This is a genomic window from Methylothermaceae bacteria B42 (genome assembly GCA_001566965.1).
GTDB lineage: Bacteria > Pseudomonadota > Gammaproteobacteria > Methylococcales > Methylothermaceae > Methylohalobius.
On the sequence record LSNW01000007.1, the window covers coordinates 89545 to 104773 of the forward strand.

Annotated in this window: 15 protein-coding genes; 11 read left to right on the plus strand and 4 right to left on the minus strand. The window is 52.3% G+C overall.

Going from position 1 to position 15229, the window contains the following annotated elements; genetic code table 11:
* Nucleotides 1-231: 231 nt before the first annotated feature.
* The 6 genes from AXA67_04710 to AXA67_04735 are packed head-to-tail and all read left to right on the plus strand — an operon-like array spanning nt 232 to nt 7538.
* On the plus strand, nt 232-1209 hold the full coding sequence (locus tag AXA67_04710) for a peptide chain release factor 2 (protein KXJ41632.1): 978 nt from the start codon (nt 232-234) through the stop codon (nt 1207-1209).
* A 42-nt stretch (nt 1210-1251) separates the two neighbouring features.
* Complete coding sequence (locus AXA67_04715) at nt 1252-2757, plus strand: lysine--tRNA ligase (protein KXJ41633.1); 1506 nt, start codon at nt 1252-1254, stop codon at nt 2755-2757.
* A 5-nt stretch (nt 2758-2762) separates the two neighbouring features.
* Nucleotides 2763-4142, plus strand: coding sequence for a threonine synthase (locus tag AXA67_04720; GenBank protein ID KXJ41712.1), 1380 nt, complete (start codon nt 2763-2765; stop codon nt 4140-4142).
* 8 nt (nt 4143-4150) lie between these two features.
* On the plus strand, nt 4151-5719 hold the full coding sequence (locus tag AXA67_04725; protein ID KXJ41634.1) for a transferase: 1569 nt from the start codon (nt 4151-4153) through the stop codon (nt 5717-5719).
* Between the two features lie 20 nt (nt 5720-5739).
* Nucleotides 5740-6126 carry a hypothetical protein gene (locus AXA67_04730; GenBank protein ID KXJ41635.1) on the plus strand — a complete coding sequence of 129 codons (387 nt, stop codon included), beginning with the start codon at nt 5740-5742 and terminating at the stop codon, nt 6124-6126.
* On the plus strand, nt 6123-7538 hold the full coding sequence (locus AXA67_04735; protein ID KXJ41636.1) for a hypothetical protein: 1416 nt from the start codon (nt 6123-6125) through the stop codon (nt 7536-7538). Before AXA67_04730 ends, AXA67_04735 begins: the two co-directional genes overlap by 4 nt.
* A 34-nt stretch (nt 7539-7572) precedes the next feature.
* On the opposite strand, the gene AXA67_04740 is transcribed toward AXA67_04735, so the two are convergent.
* From AXA67_04740 to AXA67_04750, 3 genes are all read right to left on the minus strand, one after another.
* Nucleotides 7573-7890 carry a plasmid maintenance protein CcdB gene (locus AXA67_04740; GenBank protein ID KXJ41637.1) on the minus strand — a complete coding sequence of 106 codons (318 nt, stop codon included), beginning with the start codon at nt 7888-7890 and terminating at the stop codon, nt 7573-7575.
* Complete coding sequence (locus AXA67_04745) at nt 7890-8135, minus strand: acetoacetyl-CoA synthase (protein KXJ41638.1); 246 nt, start codon at nt 8133-8135, stop codon at nt 7890-7892. Before AXA67_04745 ends, AXA67_04740 begins: the two co-directional genes overlap by 1 nt.
* A 118-nt stretch (nt 8136-8253) precedes the next feature.
* Complete coding sequence (locus AXA67_04750) at nt 8254-9558, minus strand: hypothetical protein (protein KXJ41639.1); 1305 nt, start codon at nt 9556-9558, stop codon at nt 8254-8256.
* A gap of 120 nt (nt 9559-9678) precedes the next feature.
* On the opposite strand from AXA67_04750, the gene AXA67_04755 reads away from it, so the two are divergent.
* From AXA67_04755 to AXA67_04775, 5 genes are all read left to right on the plus strand, one after another.
* Nucleotides 9679-10275 (plus strand): hypothetical protein, encoded by a 597-nt coding sequence (locus tag AXA67_04755; GenBank protein KXJ41640.1) that lies wholly within the window; start codon nt 9679-9681, stop codon nt 10273-10275.
* Nucleotides 10272-10781, plus strand: coding sequence for a hypothetical protein (locus tag AXA67_04760; protein ID KXJ41641.1), 510 nt, complete (start codon nt 10272-10274; stop codon nt 10779-10781). The genes AXA67_04755 and AXA67_04760 overlap by 4 nt, the downstream gene beginning before the upstream one ends.
* A gap of 132 nt (nt 10782-10913) precedes the next feature.
* Entirely contained in the window at nt 10914-11795 is an 882-nt protein-coding gene (locus AXA67_04765; GenBank protein KXJ41642.1) for a histidine kinase, read from the plus strand.
* 2 nt (nt 11796-11797) lie between these two features.
* On the plus strand, nt 11798-13042 hold the full coding sequence (locus AXA67_04770; protein ID KXJ41643.1) for a hypothetical protein: 1245 nt from the start codon (nt 11798-11800) through the stop codon (nt 13040-13042).
* Nucleotides 13039-13326, plus strand: coding sequence for a flagellar protein FhlB (locus AXA67_04775; GenBank protein KXJ41644.1), 288 nt, complete (start codon nt 13039-13041; stop codon nt 13324-13326). Before AXA67_04770 ends, AXA67_04775 begins: the two co-directional genes overlap by 4 nt.
* A 351-nt stretch (nt 13327-13677) precedes the next feature.
* On the opposite strand, the gene AXA67_04780 is transcribed toward AXA67_04775, so the two are convergent.
* Nucleotides 13678-15225 (minus strand): hypothetical protein, encoded by a 1548-nt coding sequence (locus AXA67_04780; protein ID KXJ41645.1) that lies wholly within the window; start codon nt 15223-15225, stop codon nt 13678-13680.
* Nucleotides 15226-15229: the final 4 nt, after the last annotated feature.

Below are 15229 nucleotides of genomic sequence, written 5' to 3' on the forward strand. Positions count from 1 at the left end.
TCGCTCATTTTCGCATTGTCCACGCTTGGCGCAAAACTTCCGTCCGCCTTGGCCGTCAATTAAGGTAGAATTTATACATTTATTCATTCAGATACGAGGACCCTATGGAAGCACTGGAAGTCAATACCCTGACTCGGAAAATCGAAGACCTCAAGGCCCGTACCGAAGCCTTAAGGGGGTATCTTTGACTACGCCAGCAAGAAAGAACGGCTGGAAGAAGTTTTAAGAGAGCTGGAAGACCCGGAAGTCTGGAACGATCCCGACAAAGCCCAAGCGTTGGGCAAAGAACGGGTGCAACTGGAAGACACCGTCCAGACCATTGACAATCTCACTCAAGGTCTGAGCGAGGTGGAAGAACTGCTGGAAATGGCTCTGGAAGAAAACGACGAGGACACCATCGCCAGCATTGCCGAGGACCTGGAAAACCACGAAAAAACTGTTTCCGACCTGGAATTCAGGCGCATGTTCTCCGGGGAAATGGATGCCTGTAACGCCTTTCTGGACATCCAGGCCGGCTCCGGCGGCACGGAAGCCCAGGATTGGGCGGAAATGTTGCTGCGCATGTACCTGCGCTGGGCGGAACGCAAAGGCTTCAAGACCGAAATCATCGAATTGTCTCCCGGCGAAGTGGCAGGCATCAAAAGCGCCACCATCAAGGTGGAAGGCCCTTATGCCTATGGCTGGCTGAAAACCGAAACCGGCGTTCACCGCCTCGTGCGTAAATCCCCTTTCGATTCCGGCAACCGCCGTCATACCTCGTTTGCCGCGGTGTTCGTCTCTCCGGAAGTGGAAGACGATATCGACATTGAAATCAATCCGGCGGACCTTAGAATCGACGTGTATCGCGCTTCCGGCGCCGGTGGTCAGCACGTCAACCGGACCGAATCGGCTGTGCGTATCACCCACCTGCCCACCGGCATCGTCGTCCAGTGTCAAAATGATCGTTCTCAGCACAAAAACAAGGCCACTGCCATGAAGCAGCTCAAGGCCAAACTGTACGAGCTGGAAATGCAGAAAAAACAGGCCGAGCAGCAGAAACTGGAAGAAAGCAAATCCGACATCGGCTGGGGCAGCCAAATCCGCTCCTATGTGCTGGACCAATCGCGCATCAAGGACCTACGCACCGGTGTGGAAACCGGCAATACTCAGGCGGTGCTTGACGGGGACTTGGATCAGTTTATTGAAGCCAGCCTTAAAAGTGGGCTTTAATACCAAATCAATCTTTCATAAGGGAATTTAATTTAATAAAACATGAACGACCAAACCACCGAAACCCAGGACCTTATCGCCCAACGCAAGGCCAAACTGGCCGCCCTGCGGGAAGCGGGCATCGCCTATCCCACCGACTTCCGCCGCGACAGCATTGCCGCCGAGCTGCACGCCCGCTTTGACGACAAACCTCAGGCGTTTTTTGAGCAGCAACCCCTGCGGGTACGGGTGGCGGGCAGAATGATGTCGCGCCGTTTGATGGGCAAGGCAAGCTTCTGCCACCTGCAGGATATGTCCGGCCGCATACAGCTTTATGTCACCCGTGATGGATTGCCCGATGGCCTTTACCAGGAATTCAAGAAATGGGATATCGGCGATATCCTGGGCGCGGAAGGTACTTTGTTCAAAACCAAAACCGGCGAATTGAGCGTCAAGGTGGATGAAATCCGTTTGCTCGCCAAGTGCCTGCGCCCGCTGCCGGAAAAATACCACGGCCTCACCGATCAGGAACTACGCTACCGTCAGCGTTATCTCGACCTGATCATGAACGAGGTGACCCGGCGCACCTTCAAAATTCGCTCCCAGACGGTGCAGCACATTCGCCAGTTCCTGATTGAACGGGACTTTCTCGAAGTGGAAACCCCGATGATGCAGGTAATTCCGGGCGGTGCCGCCGCCCGCCCTTTCATCACCCATCACAACGCCCTGGAAATGCAGCTTTACCTGCGCATTGCCCCCGAGCTGTACCTCAAGCGGCTGGTGGTGGGTGGCTTCGAGCGGGTGTTCGAGATCAACCGTAATTTCCGCAACGAGGGCCTTTCCACCCAGCACAACCCGGAATTTACCATGCTGGAGTTCTACCAGGCCTACGCCGAATATCACGACTTGATGGATCTGACCGAAATCTTGTTTCACAGCCTGGCGGAGAATGTCCTCGGCTCCACCACCATTCCCTATCAGGGCCGGGACTACGATTTTGGCGCGCCTTTCCAGCGCTACACCTTGTTCGAATCCCTGCTCCGCTTCAACCCAGGACTAGCCGCCGAGGATGTGGACAATCTGGACAATGCCCGCCGGGTGGCAGAGAAGCTGGATATTCCCATCCTCTCCAGCTTTGGTTTGGGCAAGGTTCAGACCGAAATTTTCGAAAAAACCGTCGAGCCCAAATTGCTCGATCCCACCTTCATCACCGAATACCCGGTGGAGGTCTCGCCCCTGGCCCGGCGCAGCGACAAAAACCCAAATGTCACCGACCGCTTCGAGCTGTTCATCGCCGGCCGGGAAATCGCCAATGGATTCACCGAGCTCAACGATCCCGAAGAACAAGCCGCCCGCTTCCGCCAGCAATTGGAGGCCCGAGACGCCGGCGACGAAGAGGCCATGCATTTCGACGCCGATTATATTCTCGCCCTGGAACACGGCATGCCCCCCACCGCCGGCGAAGGGATCGGCATTGACCGGCTGGTGATGCTGCTGACCGATTCGCCTTCCATCCGCGATGTGCTGCTCTTCCCCCACATGCGGCCCAAAGCCCAGGAGGAATCATGAGCGGGATGAACTATCTCAGCACCCGCGGTCAAACCGAACCCATGGGATTCCAGGATGCGGTGATGACCGGCCTGGCCCCCGACGGCGGGTTGATTGTTCCTGAACGCATTCCCGATGTTTCCTGCCAGTTAGAACGCTGGTCAAAGCTCAATTATCCTGATCTGGCCTTCGAATTGATCCATCTGTATGCGGATCTGCCGGACAAAGATCTAAAAGAAATCATTCAGCGCAGTTATGCCACCTTCCGCCACCCTGAAATCACCCCTACTGTCGAAGTTGGCCCGGTCCATATTGTCGAACTATTCCACGGACCCACCCTGGCTTTCAAGGACGTTGCCCTGCAATTTCTTGGCAACCTGTTCGAATACATATTGGAACGCCGCGACCAACACCTCAATATTCTCGCCGCCACCAGCGGCGATACCGGCAGCGCTGCCATTTACGGCGTGCGGGGTAAGGAGCGGATCCGGATTTTCGTGATGCACCCCAAGGGCCGGGTCAGCCCGGTGCAAGAACGGCAGATGACCTCAGTGCTCGATCCCAACGTCTTCAACCTGGCGGTGGAAGGCACCTTTGACGATTGCCAGCGAATCATGAAGGCGATTTTCCGGGATGTAGCATTCAAGGAAAAATACCGCCTGGGGGCGGTAAACTCGGTTAATTGGGCGCGGGTGCTGGCGCAAATGGTGTACTATTTTTATGCCGCTTTCCGGCAACGGGAAAAAGGCGCCGATCAGGTTCAATTCGCGGTGCCCACCGGCAATTTCGGCGATATTCTGGCTGGCTGGTACGCCAAGCAAATGGGACTGCCCATCTCTTTATTAATCCTGGCCACCAACGAAAACGATATTTTGTCACGGTTTTTCAATACCGGCACCTACAGCGTCAGCCAAGTGGTTCCTACCCTCAGCCCGGCCATGGATATTCAAGTCGCGAGCAATTTCGAGCGCTACCTCTACTACCGGATAGAACAGGATCCGGAAAAACTGCGGCACTTGATGGAGACATTTGAATCCACCGGCGCCCTGACCCTCCCGATTACCCCGGGGGAACCTGTGGATCCCCTGTTTGCCGCGGGCAGCGCCGACCGGCAAGCCACCCTGGCCACCATTCAAAAATACTGGCGGGAGTACCAATATTTGCTTGACCCCCACACCGCCACGGGCGTCCATGTCGCCGAGCAACACTTAAGTGACAGCGATCCCACGTTATGCCTGGCCACGGCCCACCCGGCCAAATTCGGCGATGCCATCCGCGAGGCATTGGGGGAAGATCTTGCCCACCATGAATTGCTGGACCGGTTGGCAACGGCCGAAACCCGCTGCGACACCGTGCCTGCCGACGAGGCCGCCATCCGCAATTACCTGAAAGATCACGCATTCTAAGGACCGCCATGAGCCAAGTTTTTATTTACGATACCACCCTTCGCGACGGTACCCAACGGGAGGAAATTTCCCTGTCGGTGGATGACAAGCTGGAAATCGCCAAGCGCCTCGATGAGTTTGGCATTCACTATATCGAAGGTGGCTGGCCGGGTTCCAATCCCAAGGATGCGGAATTTTTCGACCGGGTCAAAGCCCTGGATCTACGGCACGCCAAAATCGCCGCCTTTGGCAGCACCCGCCGCAAGGGCATCACCTGTGAGGAAGACGCCAATCTCAAAGCGTTGATCGATGCCGGCACCCCGGTAGTTACCCTGGTGGGCAAAAGCTGGGATTTCCACGTCCACGAGATTCTCAAAACCACGCCGGAAGAAAATCTGGCCATGATTACCGAATCGGTGGCCTACATGAAAAGCCACGGCCGGGAGGTCATCTTCGACGGAGAGCACTTTTTCGACGGCTATCTGGCCAATCCCGATTACGCCTTGGCCACTTTGAAAGCGGCGGAACAAGGCGGCGCCGACTGGTTGATTCTGTGTGAAACCAATGGCGGCCGCTTGCCCTGGGAAGTGGAAGACATCGTCGCCGAAGTGCGCCGGCATCTGAATACGCCGCTTGGCATTCACGCCCACAACGATTCCGGCTGTGGCGTCGCCAACGCCCTGGCGGCGGTGCGGGGCGGTTGCCGGCAGGTACAAGGCACCATCAACGGCTACGGGGAACGGGTGGGTAACGCCAACCTCACCACCATCATTCCCGACCTCCAATTGAAAATGGGCTTTGACGTAGTGCCGGAGGAGAACCTCAAGCAACTCACCCATTTATCGCGCCTGGTGGCGGAAGTGGCCAATCTCGAGCACGATAACCACGCCCCTTACGTGGGCAAAAGCGCCTTCGCCCACAAGGGCGGCATTCACGTAGCCGCGATCCTGAAATCCCCCGACAGCTACCAGCATATCGACCCGGAAAAAGTGGGTAATGAAATGCGTACCCTGGTTTCGGAACTATCGGGACGGGGAAACCTGGTCTATCAGGCCCGGGCTCACGGCGTGGATATCACCCCGGATCAGGCCAGCGAGGTGCTGAAAAACATTAAACAATTGGAGCATAAAGGATTCACTTTTGAAGCCGCCGAAGCTTCAGTGGATTTGATGCTGCACCGGGCCAGGGACGACTATCGAGCGCCCTTCGAACTGGTGGATTTCTTTGTCATCACCGAACGGCGCCGGGGACGGGGGCTTTTGACCGAAGCCATCGTCAAGGTAAAAATCGGCGATGATATCAAACTCACCGCCGCCGAGGGCAACGGCCCCGTGAATGCCTTGGCGCAGGCCTTGCACCAGATCCTCAAAACAGAATATCCGGCGCTGGAGAATTTGCGCCTGACCGATTATAAAGTCCGGATTCTGGACAGCGAGACCGGCACCGCCGCCGTCACCCGGGTGCTGATTACCATGCACGACGGCCACAACGATTTTTGGACCACCGTGGGGGCCAGCGCCAACATTATCGACGCCAGTTGGCAGGCATTATCCGACGCAATGGAATATGCCTTGCTACCTAAATCCAAAGGCAAATAATCTACCGCTGGGAGGTCATCATGAGGCTCATAAAATGCTCCGCCCTTTTCGGAACCATCTTTCTACTGCTCAGCGCCATCGCCCAAGCGCAACAAACCATCAAAATAGAGCTGGGGGACTTTCGTTTTAACCCCGATGAAATTCACGTCCCAGCCGGCGCCCAAGTCGAGCTCGAACTGGTCAATACCGATACCCTCACTCCCCACGACTTCGTGCTCAAAGCACCTGAAATCCAGCTCGATATGATTGTCGAAGTCCCGCCAAGAAGGACCGTCACCACGCAGTTCATCACCCCCGCCCGGCCTGGTGTCTATCCCTTTTATTGCAGTAAAAAGCTGTGGTTTTTCAAGAGCCACCGGGACCGGGGCATGGAAGGCCAATTGATTGTCGAAGCCCAAAAGCCATGAAAACCCAAATCCAACATCCATCCTACGACGTTGCCGTCATCGGTGCCGGCGCGGCGGGCATCACCGTCGCCCAATTGTGCGCCCGACAAGGATTGCAAACGATCTTAATGGATCCAAGCCGGGACGGCAAAGGCAATCCCCTCGCGGGAGGCACCAGCCTGCTCAATGGATGTATCCCGGCCAAAATACTGCTGCAATTAAGTCACGAATACCATCAATTGCAACAGGGCCGGCCTGGATTGAAGGCCAATGGATTGGCGCTGGATCTTGCGGGCGCCCATGCCCATATCGATAACACCGTCCGGCGCATCAGCGATCAAATCACGGCTTCTTTGCGCAGTGGCGGGGTCGAATACATATGCGCCAATGGCCGCTTGCTGAAGGGGAAGCAAGTCGAAATCACGGCTCTGAATCACGAGCCTGCCATTATCCAGGCCGAGCATATCGTGCTCGCCTCGGGCTCACATTCCATGACACTGTCTAGCCTGCCCCTGGATGGGGGCTATATCGTCGACCCTATCGATGCCTTGCGTTTTGAACAAGTTCCTAAAACACTGACGGTCATTGGCGCGGGCGCCATCGGCCTGGAAATCGCCGGCATTTGGTCGAGGTTCGGCAGCCAAGTCACGGTACTGGATGCCCAAGACAGCCTGCTCCCCTTCGCGGACCAGGATATTGCCAATGAAATGCTGGCATGTTATAGCCGCCAAGGTGTCGACATCCGCCTGCAAGCGTGGGTGAAGCAAGCCGAGATCGGTGATGAAGGCGTCACCTTGACCTATCAACACCCTGATCAACCCCCTGCCGAATTGTACGGCGATAAAGTCGTGGTCGCCATCGGCCGGATTCCCAATACCGAAACCTTGTTCGCGCCCGAGGTGGATGTCGTCCTCGACGAGAATGGCTATGTCCACGTGGACGAACAATGCATGACCAATCTCCCGGAAATCTTTGCCGTCGGCGACTTGGTACTGGGCCCGATGATGGCCCACAAAGGCATCGCCGAAGCCAGAGTGGTGGCAGACACCATTGCCGGCAAGTCCGCGCGGATGGAGTATGCCAACCTTCCCAGCGTAATCTACACTCTCCCGGAAGTCGCCTGGATTGGCCGTACGGAAGCAGCCCTGGCAGCTGCGGGGGTTCCCTATAAGATATCCATTACCCCGTTTGCCGACAATCCAAAAGCCTTGGTTCACGGCTTTGAGGAAGGTTTTATCAAAATCCTGGCCCATGCGGAAACCGACCGGATTCTGGGTATTCACATGATCGGCCCACAAGCGACCGAACTGATTGCCGAAGCGGTCCTCGCCATGGAATACAGCGCCAGCAGCGAAGACCTGGCAGACACCATCCACGCCTACCCTTCCCTTTCCGATGTGTTACGCCAGGCGGCGTTGATGCTGCAGGAATGAAACCTATTGGTTGACCAAAGGATGGCCCATCAGGTCAAATTCCCGAAATGACAAAATCGATGGCGGTAATAATATCCGCGCGATAGCAGGTGAGATCTGTTATTTTTGGACCAAGAATTTTCCGGTCCACGCCTGCAAGCAGCTGAGTAAGCACAACATATTTTTCATCCTCAATCTTAACGATTGGACACAGGCGTGAAATGGGCTTTCCACCGATCACCGATAGAAGCGATAAGGGAATGACAACAGTCGTGCGCATTTCATCCAACAAATTCGACTGAATATCAAGCAAGAGCGGGTATGTCCTATTAGTGGCTGGATTTTTATTCTTATAAGCAGCAAACTGCGCCATCAAAAATTCTTCAAGCCATCGCTGAAAACGCCGTTTTTATCAATAAAGCTATTGTATTGATGGATAGCTTTCCGGTTCTCTTTCTGCCATGATTCCCGCTCTTTCTGGATCAAAAGCTCGGTAAGCGCTTGCTCCAGGGTGGCCGAAAGGTTGATGTTCATGTCTTTGGCTTTTTTCAGAAGATCGCTGTTTATACTGAGATTGGTTGGTTTTTTCGGCGCTTGGATGTTGTAAGGCAATTGCATTTTTTACACCATTACTGCATGTCAAATGCGCATATAATATGCGCATTATGATGTAAACACAAGGCCAGCCACCCCCCTCTCGTGCGCCATCACTTGGGATGCTAGTGAAATATTCCAGCTAAAACCGGAAAGTCATCTGAATCCCGCCCAGGTTGACGCTGGAATCGAACTTGCCCACCAATTGGTGACTGAAAAGTCCGGGGTTTGTCGCCACTAAATCGATAGTGTTATCAATCTTTGTCTCCTCGACAAAAATATGGGCGTAGGCGATATCCACGCTGATATTCTCGCCATAATGATAAGAGGCCCCGACCGTCAACCAATGACGGGTGTTGTCAGGAATACGCGGGGTCCGTAGCCTTTTATTAGGAACCGAGGTTTCGTCAAACGCATAGCCCGCGCGAAAGCTCCAGGAAGGGTTAAAATCGTAGTTGAGACCTATATTGGCAGTCCAGGAATCGTTCCAGTTTTCCTTGGTCACCTGATCGGGCAAACCGGGGCTGCGGACCCGCAGCTCCTTGAACCGGGACCAATTGGTCCAGCGGGCGCCCAAGGCCAGGCTCCACTGATCGTTGAAGCGATGAAAGATCCCGATATGAACCGTTTCCGGTAATGTCAAATCCGCTTTGGCTTTCAGTTCGGCATTCCTCACCAGTGAGCGAATTTTAAGATCACCTTTGAGTTTATATTCCACTTTGGAGCGAAAGCCGACGCCAAAACGGGTATTGGGGCCAAACTCGTACATCACCCCCACGTTATATCCCGCGCTCCAGTCGTTGCCTTTCACTTTGCCTTTGCCATCCGGGAGCTGGGCACCGGTCGCAGGGTTCACCAAAAAAAGGGCCCGGCTCAACTTCGCCTCGATATATTGCGCGCTGGCGCCAACACCGAGAGACAAACCTTCCGCGATCCGGAATGCAATGGAAGGATTGATATCTATCGTTTTCACTTCAGAACGCAATGCGTGATAGCGGCCTACCCATCTGTTCGCATAATCGGTCACCAGGCCGAAAGGAACAGTCATACCCAGGCCAAAGGCGATCCAATCGTTAATATCCACCTTAAAATAACCGCCGCCCAAGGGAGAGTCATCCCCACCGTCCGGTTGTGACCCACTATCCGGAAAGGTGAGTGGACCGCCAGGACTCACCACAGTCAACGACGAGCCTTTGTTTTTAAATTTGGCATGGCTGCTGAGATAATAGGCCATTCCCTGGATTTGCGTCCCCTTGAGCGCCGTCATCCCGGCGGGATTGTAGAACAACGTCGAAGCGTCATCGGCCACCATGCCGTAACCGGCGAATGCCCTTCCCATGCCGACCACGCTTTGCTCGCTGATCTGAAACCCGCCCGCATATACCGCTTGCCCCACAGCCATGAACGCAATTCCCGCCACACCCAGTTTGCATGTTATTTTCTTCATTTTTTACCCCCTTTTTTTCATGCAAAACAAGTTTACCGCAAAAACCCCTTGACAAAACATACATGCATCAAATTGACACTACGATTTCCACCGGCCACAATGAATTGGAGGTTTATTCTTATGCCAAGCATCGATTTTTATTACGATTTCATCAGTCCTTACAGCTATTTGGCGACTATTCGATTGCCGGAATTGACCCAGAAGCATCCTTACCTGTCCATCGACTGGATTCCCGTAAACTTGCCTTCAATCATCAGACGCAGCGGTAACATTCCCCCGGCCACCGTCCCCAGCAAAGCGCGCTATTTGCTACGTGACTTGAAACGCTGGGCCGAATACTTCGATGTTCCTTTGAAAATCATCAAACCCGGCACTTTTGACGCCCGCCCGGCTTTAAATATCGCCTCGGCCCTGTCACCGGAGGAACGGAAGACTTTCTCGCAAACACTATTCCAGGCCATTTGGTCCGGCAAAGTCGATATCAATGAACCCGATTGGCTTCAGCGGATTTTCGACCAACACCATCTGCCCCTGGCTTGGCTGGCGCTGGCCGGCGAAAAAACCAGCCCCGCCTTGGAAAGGCAAACTCAACAAGCTTTACAGGAAGGGATTTTTGGCGCTCCCACCTTTATCCTTCGTGGTGAAAAACGCTCGCAAATGTTCTGGGGGGTGGATCGGATGGATTTTCTGGAAAGAGCCATTCTCCAATCGTCATGAAAGGCAATGCTCTGCGGCTACTGGACAAACTGCCTTTTTTGACGCCTCGCCGGCGCTTTGAACTCTATCCCCCCTTCTGGTTGATGCGCATCAAAGTGCTCGAATGGGACGAACATTGGGACCGGGCCAGAATCTTACTCCCTCTCACCTGGATTTCCGCCAATCAGGGAGGATCCATGTTCGGCGGCTTCCAGGCCTGCCTTGCCGACCCTGTGCCCGCATTGGCCTGCGCCGGCAATTTCCCGGGCTACCGGATGATGACCAAATCTTTAAAGTTGGATTTCATCCGCCCCGGCAACTCCGACCTGACCCTGCATTTCGACTTCGATCCCAAGCAAAAACAGGCCATTGCCGAGGAACTGAAGCTAAGCGGCCGCGCCGATCCTGTCTTCGAAATGGCCTATTACCGGGAAGATGGCGAAAAATGCACCCTGATTTGGAATACCGTGGCCATCCGAAAGCCGGAGTATTTGGAGAAAAAATTGCAAAAAGCCGTCTCCCGATGACGCCTCGCTTTGTTTCTATTTTCAACTAAACTTAAAGCTTAAAGACTTGGTTCAATGTCTCCACCAGCGCTCCCTTGGATCAAGCAGGTAGTCGGTTTAGAAAATGCGCCTTTCAACTATCTAAAACTCCCCATGGATCAACCTGTTTCGACTCGTTCAGGCAATAACACATCCTCCAGCCAATTCATGGCCCATTGTGTTAAAGCTCTGAAAGAAAAAAAGCTGGTCCTTCCCACCATCCCGGATATCTCCTTGAAGATCCGCCGCGCCATCAGCGATCCCAAAGCCAATAACAATCGGATTGCCAAAGTGGTGCAGATGGATCCTGTGATCACCGCCCGGTTGATTCAAATCTCCAACAGTCCCTTGTACCGGGGACGGCGCCGGATTGAAAGTTGTCCCGAGGCATTGACCAGATTGGGGCTCAAAGTGGCCCAGCATCTCATTACCAGCTTCGCCATGAAGACTGTCTTCAAAGCCAAAACCCGCTTTATCAAGAAGCGGATGGACGATCTGTGGCACCACAGCAGCTATGTCGCCGCTATCAGTGCGGTACTGGCTCATAAAACCCCAGGATTTGATCCAGACCGGGCCATGCTGGCAGGCTTGGTTCACGACATCGGCGCGGTACCGGTATTGACCTTTGCCGATGCTCATATCGATCTTATCACGGAACCCAGGGATCTGGACCGCACGATCTCCAGGCTACGAGGTCCGGTTGGCGCCGCCATCATGAAACATTGGCATTTCCCCGATGATTTCAAGGAAGTCGTCTTAAACGCCGAAGACTGGCTGCGCAATCCAAGCCCCCAACCAGACTATGTGGATATTGTCATAGTCTCCCAACTGCACAGTTTTGTCAGCACGCCGCAGATTCACAAATATCCCAGGATTGACGAAATCCCCGCTTATCACAAACTAATGGCCGGACACCTGGACACGGATACCAGCATGGGAATTTTGGAAACCGCCAGGGAAGAAATCTGGCAAATCCAGCAAATGTTGACCCGCTGATCATGGATATTAAATCCACGCTGGTGTCGCTCGCGCCTGCTTTACCGGCCAAATCCAGCAAGGCAAACCTGCCGTTAATGCTGCAACTGGGCCAACTTGTCAGCGCCAAGGTGGTAGCGTCACTCAAAACCAACCAGCTCCTGCTGGAAATCAACGGCAGGCAAGTACTTGCCGATAGCCACGTCAGCGCCAAGACCGGACAAACGCTAACCCTGGAAGTACTCCAAACAGGGCCAACCCCGCAGCTCAAAGCCCTGAGCACCGGCAATCCAAGCCAAGTCATCGTCCAACAGGCAACAAGAACCCTGCTCCCCCGGCAAGCGCCCCTCCATCAAGCACTGAACGAGATAAATTTTCTTTTTCAGCAAGCGCAATCCCAGTCAGCCTTGCCACCCTTTATCCGCCTTCCGCTGGCAACGCTGTTGAAAGCCATTCCCAAACAAGAACAACTCATCAAACCCCCCTCACTCAAAACACAGATATTAAAAAGCGGCCTGTTTCACGAAGCTGAAAAATCTCAACCCGCTACTTCAACACCCAAAAACGACCTCAAAGCCAACCTTTTAAACCTGGCGGCGGCCTTAAAAGGCGCGTCACAACCAACTGAATCCACCCCCAAACCACAAACACCGCCCCGTTTCAATCTGGCCCAGGCGGATACCTCATTCACCCAAATAAAGATTCTCTCCCATCAACAGACCCCGCTCACGGCCAAACTAACCCCCATTTCGGGGAAAAAACAACAAAGCCAACCGGCACCCCTGAATGAAACCGACACCCCCCTCCTGCAACTGGAGAAAAAAACAGCCAGCGCCCTGGCCCGGTTGGCACTGGATCAATTGGCCTCCTTGCCCAAAAATGAATCGGCCCAACCCACCTGGCACTTTGAAATACCTTATTTTCAGGGTGAAACCTTGGAGACACTGAGGCTGACCATTTCCCAGGAATCGTCACAGGAAAAATCCGGGCAACCGCGGGAAGCCCCTTGGTCGGTAACATTGGAATTAGAGCCAGAAAACCTGGGCAAAATCCGGGTGAAAATCCTCATTCAAGGCGAAAAGATCAACAGCTTTTTTTGGAGCGAAAGACAAACCACCCGCCAGCTTTTTGAAAAGCACTTCGATGTTCTGAAACACCAACTGCAAAAGGCCGGCCTGGATCCCGAAACTCTCCAAACCGCTAAAACCATTGACGACCCGCAACCGGCCGCCCCATCCAACCAACATCTTATCAACGTCACCACATGAGCAAGCCCACAACCTACAATCCCCGCGACATTGCCGTCGCCCTGCAATACGACGGCGAAACCGCCCCCCAAGTCACCGCCAAAGGCAGGGGGAAACAGGCCGAGGAAATCCTCAGCATCGCCGAAGAAAACAACATACCTCTCCATACCGACCCTCACATGGTCAAAATACTGGCCCAAATCCCATTGGGCGAAGAAATTCCCCAGGAATTGTATGTGGCGGTTGCGGAAATACTAGCCTTTGCTTTTTGGCTGAATGACAAAGCCGGGCCAAGTGGCAGTTAAGCAATGGAGCCCAGCAAATAACTCAAACTTCAAATTCTATAGTTGCCACCTATACTCTCATGAGGAGTCTTCCCAGAAATATCAAATTCAGTGCCCAATTTTCTAAGTAAAATGGCTCGTTGCCTTTTATCAGCCCTAGCGGACAGGCAGTTCCATCAAGGCCCGATGGTAACTTCAAGTTTGTTGACTCACCACAAAGGGCAGCTCGGCGCTGGATCACTTTTCAGTTTCCGTTGACACCTTCTATCCAAGTGCCCTATCAAACGCGACCTGTCCATCTTGCTTCAAACTTACTTTTTCCCATCTCAAACGGGCTGGCATGAGCACAAAACACAAAAGAACATAAGATGATTACTTTTTTCCCCTTTTCTTATTCATTAATGACCCATTCGTATCAACATTCGTATCAATTAGATTGTAATTAGCTCCATGCGTAGAAATACTTCCGTCATCATCAACAACCAAAATGCGACCATCAGGAAGTGTTGCCAGACCTTCTGCATAGCCTAGATTAGGGATATCCTCTATTTTTTTTACTTGGTTTTTATCTTTATTCCAAAACCAGAGACTAAAACTCTCATGCTTGCGGCTACCGACACTTCCTCCAGAAATCCAATATCCCTGTCTCTTTTCATCCCAGCTCATTCCTCGAATACCATGCCCTTGTAGATCCAACAGAATGGGACCTTTCAAATGAGGTTTTTCATGATTATCAAATACACCATTGGGATTTTTAAGAATTACGATGGGCGCTTTCCCGTCGATCAACGGACTTCTGAACCCAATCAATAGCGTTTTGTTTTTTTTATCCCAGGTGAGTGCCTCAATATTTATCTGTTCCTTTCGTGAACCATACTTTAAATCAGCAAGTGCCTGCTTAAATTTTGGGTGTAATAACGAAAGCTCATTAAGCAGACCATGATAGAGTTTCAGATTGTCTATTCTGCCATCATGATAGTCAAAGCGGACAATCTGCTCACGCGCTTTTTTGCGCTCACGGGATTTATTGGTTGTATGTGATGTAATTGCATAGATCCTGTCATGCCCGTCATTCGTTACACCTTCAATATCCCGCACTTTTTTCTTTAGTATCTTTTTGATTTTTTTATCCATGGCAGGCGTGCCCAACTCTCTAACAGTATTATCATTATTTGGTTTTACCAGGTGCATGGTATTTAAACTTTCATCTTCCATAAGTAAGACTTTTCCGTCGGTTAGCAAAGTGGCTCCCGATGGTTCAAATATCTTTTCAAACTGATTAGTCGATGTTAGCTCCTTTTCCATTTTGACCATGGAAAAAACGGCAATTACCGTACTAATCAACAGACCCAATGCAAATGTTGCATACGCACGCCTGAGCCATTTATATTTTATGGCAATTTCAACACCCAAAATATAAGAATGTCTTATGAGATGCTCATATGTATCTTCTTTATTATTGAGGATTATTCTAACGTTTTGGACATAATCATCCGGATCCATATTTGCAATATCTTGATAATACAAAAGACTTTTGAACTTCCTAAGAAAATCTTTCTTAATCAGCTCTTTTTTGTAGCGGGGGTGTATCGCCATTGCGGCCAGTGCTATGGAGATTAAGGCGGTGATGATGATCGAAATAAAGGGATAAATCATATCCGGATTGCTGAGATACACACCCGAAGCTGTGACTATGACTGTCAATATAAATCCGTTGACCGAGATAAGAATACTGGCTTTTGAGTCCGCTAAAGAGGTAAGATCCAGATTTGATCGTAAAGTATTCCGAAAGAAGGTCTCTATGGTGCGGGATTCTTTTTCTTTTTTTTTAGTATCACGACCTTGTGTATCAACAGTTTTATCAATTTTTTTGGCCAAAATACCCTCCTTATCTTCCTTATATCTATTGGGACCAAACATCTAT

What these genes read in the sequence shown, in the direction of transcription:
- AXA67_04770 (KXJ41643.1), top strand. Translation starts at nt 11,798, where the DNA reads ATGGATATTAAATCCACGCTGGTGTCGCTCGCGCCTGCTTTACCGGCC.
- AXA67_04760 (KXJ41641.1), top strand. Translation starts at nt 10,272, where the DNA reads ATGAAAGGCAATGCTCTGCGGCTACTGGACAAACTGCCTTTTTTGACG.
- AXA67_04750 (KXJ41639.1), bottom strand. Translation starts at nt 9,558, where the DNA reads ATGAAGAAAATAACATGCAAACTGGGTGTGGCGGGAATTGCGTTCATG.
- AXA67_04735 (KXJ41636.1), top strand. Translation starts at nt 6,123, where the DNA reads ATGAAAACCCAAATCCAACATCCATCCTACGACGTTGCCGTCATCGGT.
- AXA67_04755 (KXJ41640.1), top strand. Translation starts at nt 9,679, where the DNA reads ATGCCAAGCATCGATTTTTATTACGATTTCATCAGTCCTTACAGCTAT.
- AXA67_04720 (KXJ41712.1), top strand. Translation starts at nt 2,763, where the DNA reads ATGAACTATCTCAGCACCCGCGGTCAAACCGAACCCATGGGATTCCAG.
- AXA67_04765 (KXJ41642.1), top strand. Translation starts at nt 10,914, where the DNA reads ATGGATCAACCTGTTTCGACTCGTTCAGGCAATAACACATCCTCCAGC.
- AXA67_04725 (KXJ41634.1), top strand. Translation starts at nt 4,151, where the DNA reads ATGAGCCAAGTTTTTATTTACGATACCACCCTTCGCGACGGTACCCAA.
- AXA67_04730 (KXJ41635.1), top strand. Translation starts at nt 5,740, where the DNA reads ATGAGGCTCATAAAATGCTCCGCCCTTTTCGGAACCATCTTTCTACTG.
- AXA67_04740 (KXJ41637.1), bottom strand. Translation starts at nt 7,890, where the DNA reads ATGGCGCAGTTTGCTGCTTATAAGAATAAAAATCCAGCCACTAATAGG.
- AXA67_04745 (KXJ41638.1), bottom strand. Translation starts at nt 8,135, where the DNA reads ATGCAATTGCCTTACAACATCCAAGCGCCGAAAAAACCAACCAATCTC.
- AXA67_04715 (KXJ41633.1), top strand. Translation starts at nt 1,252, where the DNA reads ATGAACGACCAAACCACCGAAACCCAGGACCTTATCGCCCAACGCAAG.
- AXA67_04780 (KXJ41645.1), bottom strand. Translation starts at nt 15,225, where the DNA reads ATGTTTGGTCCCAATAGATATAAGGAAGATAAGGAGGGTATTTTGGCC.
- AXA67_04775 (KXJ41644.1), top strand. Translation starts at nt 13,039, where the DNA reads ATGAGCAAGCCCACAACCTACAATCCCCGCGACATTGCCGTCGCCCTG.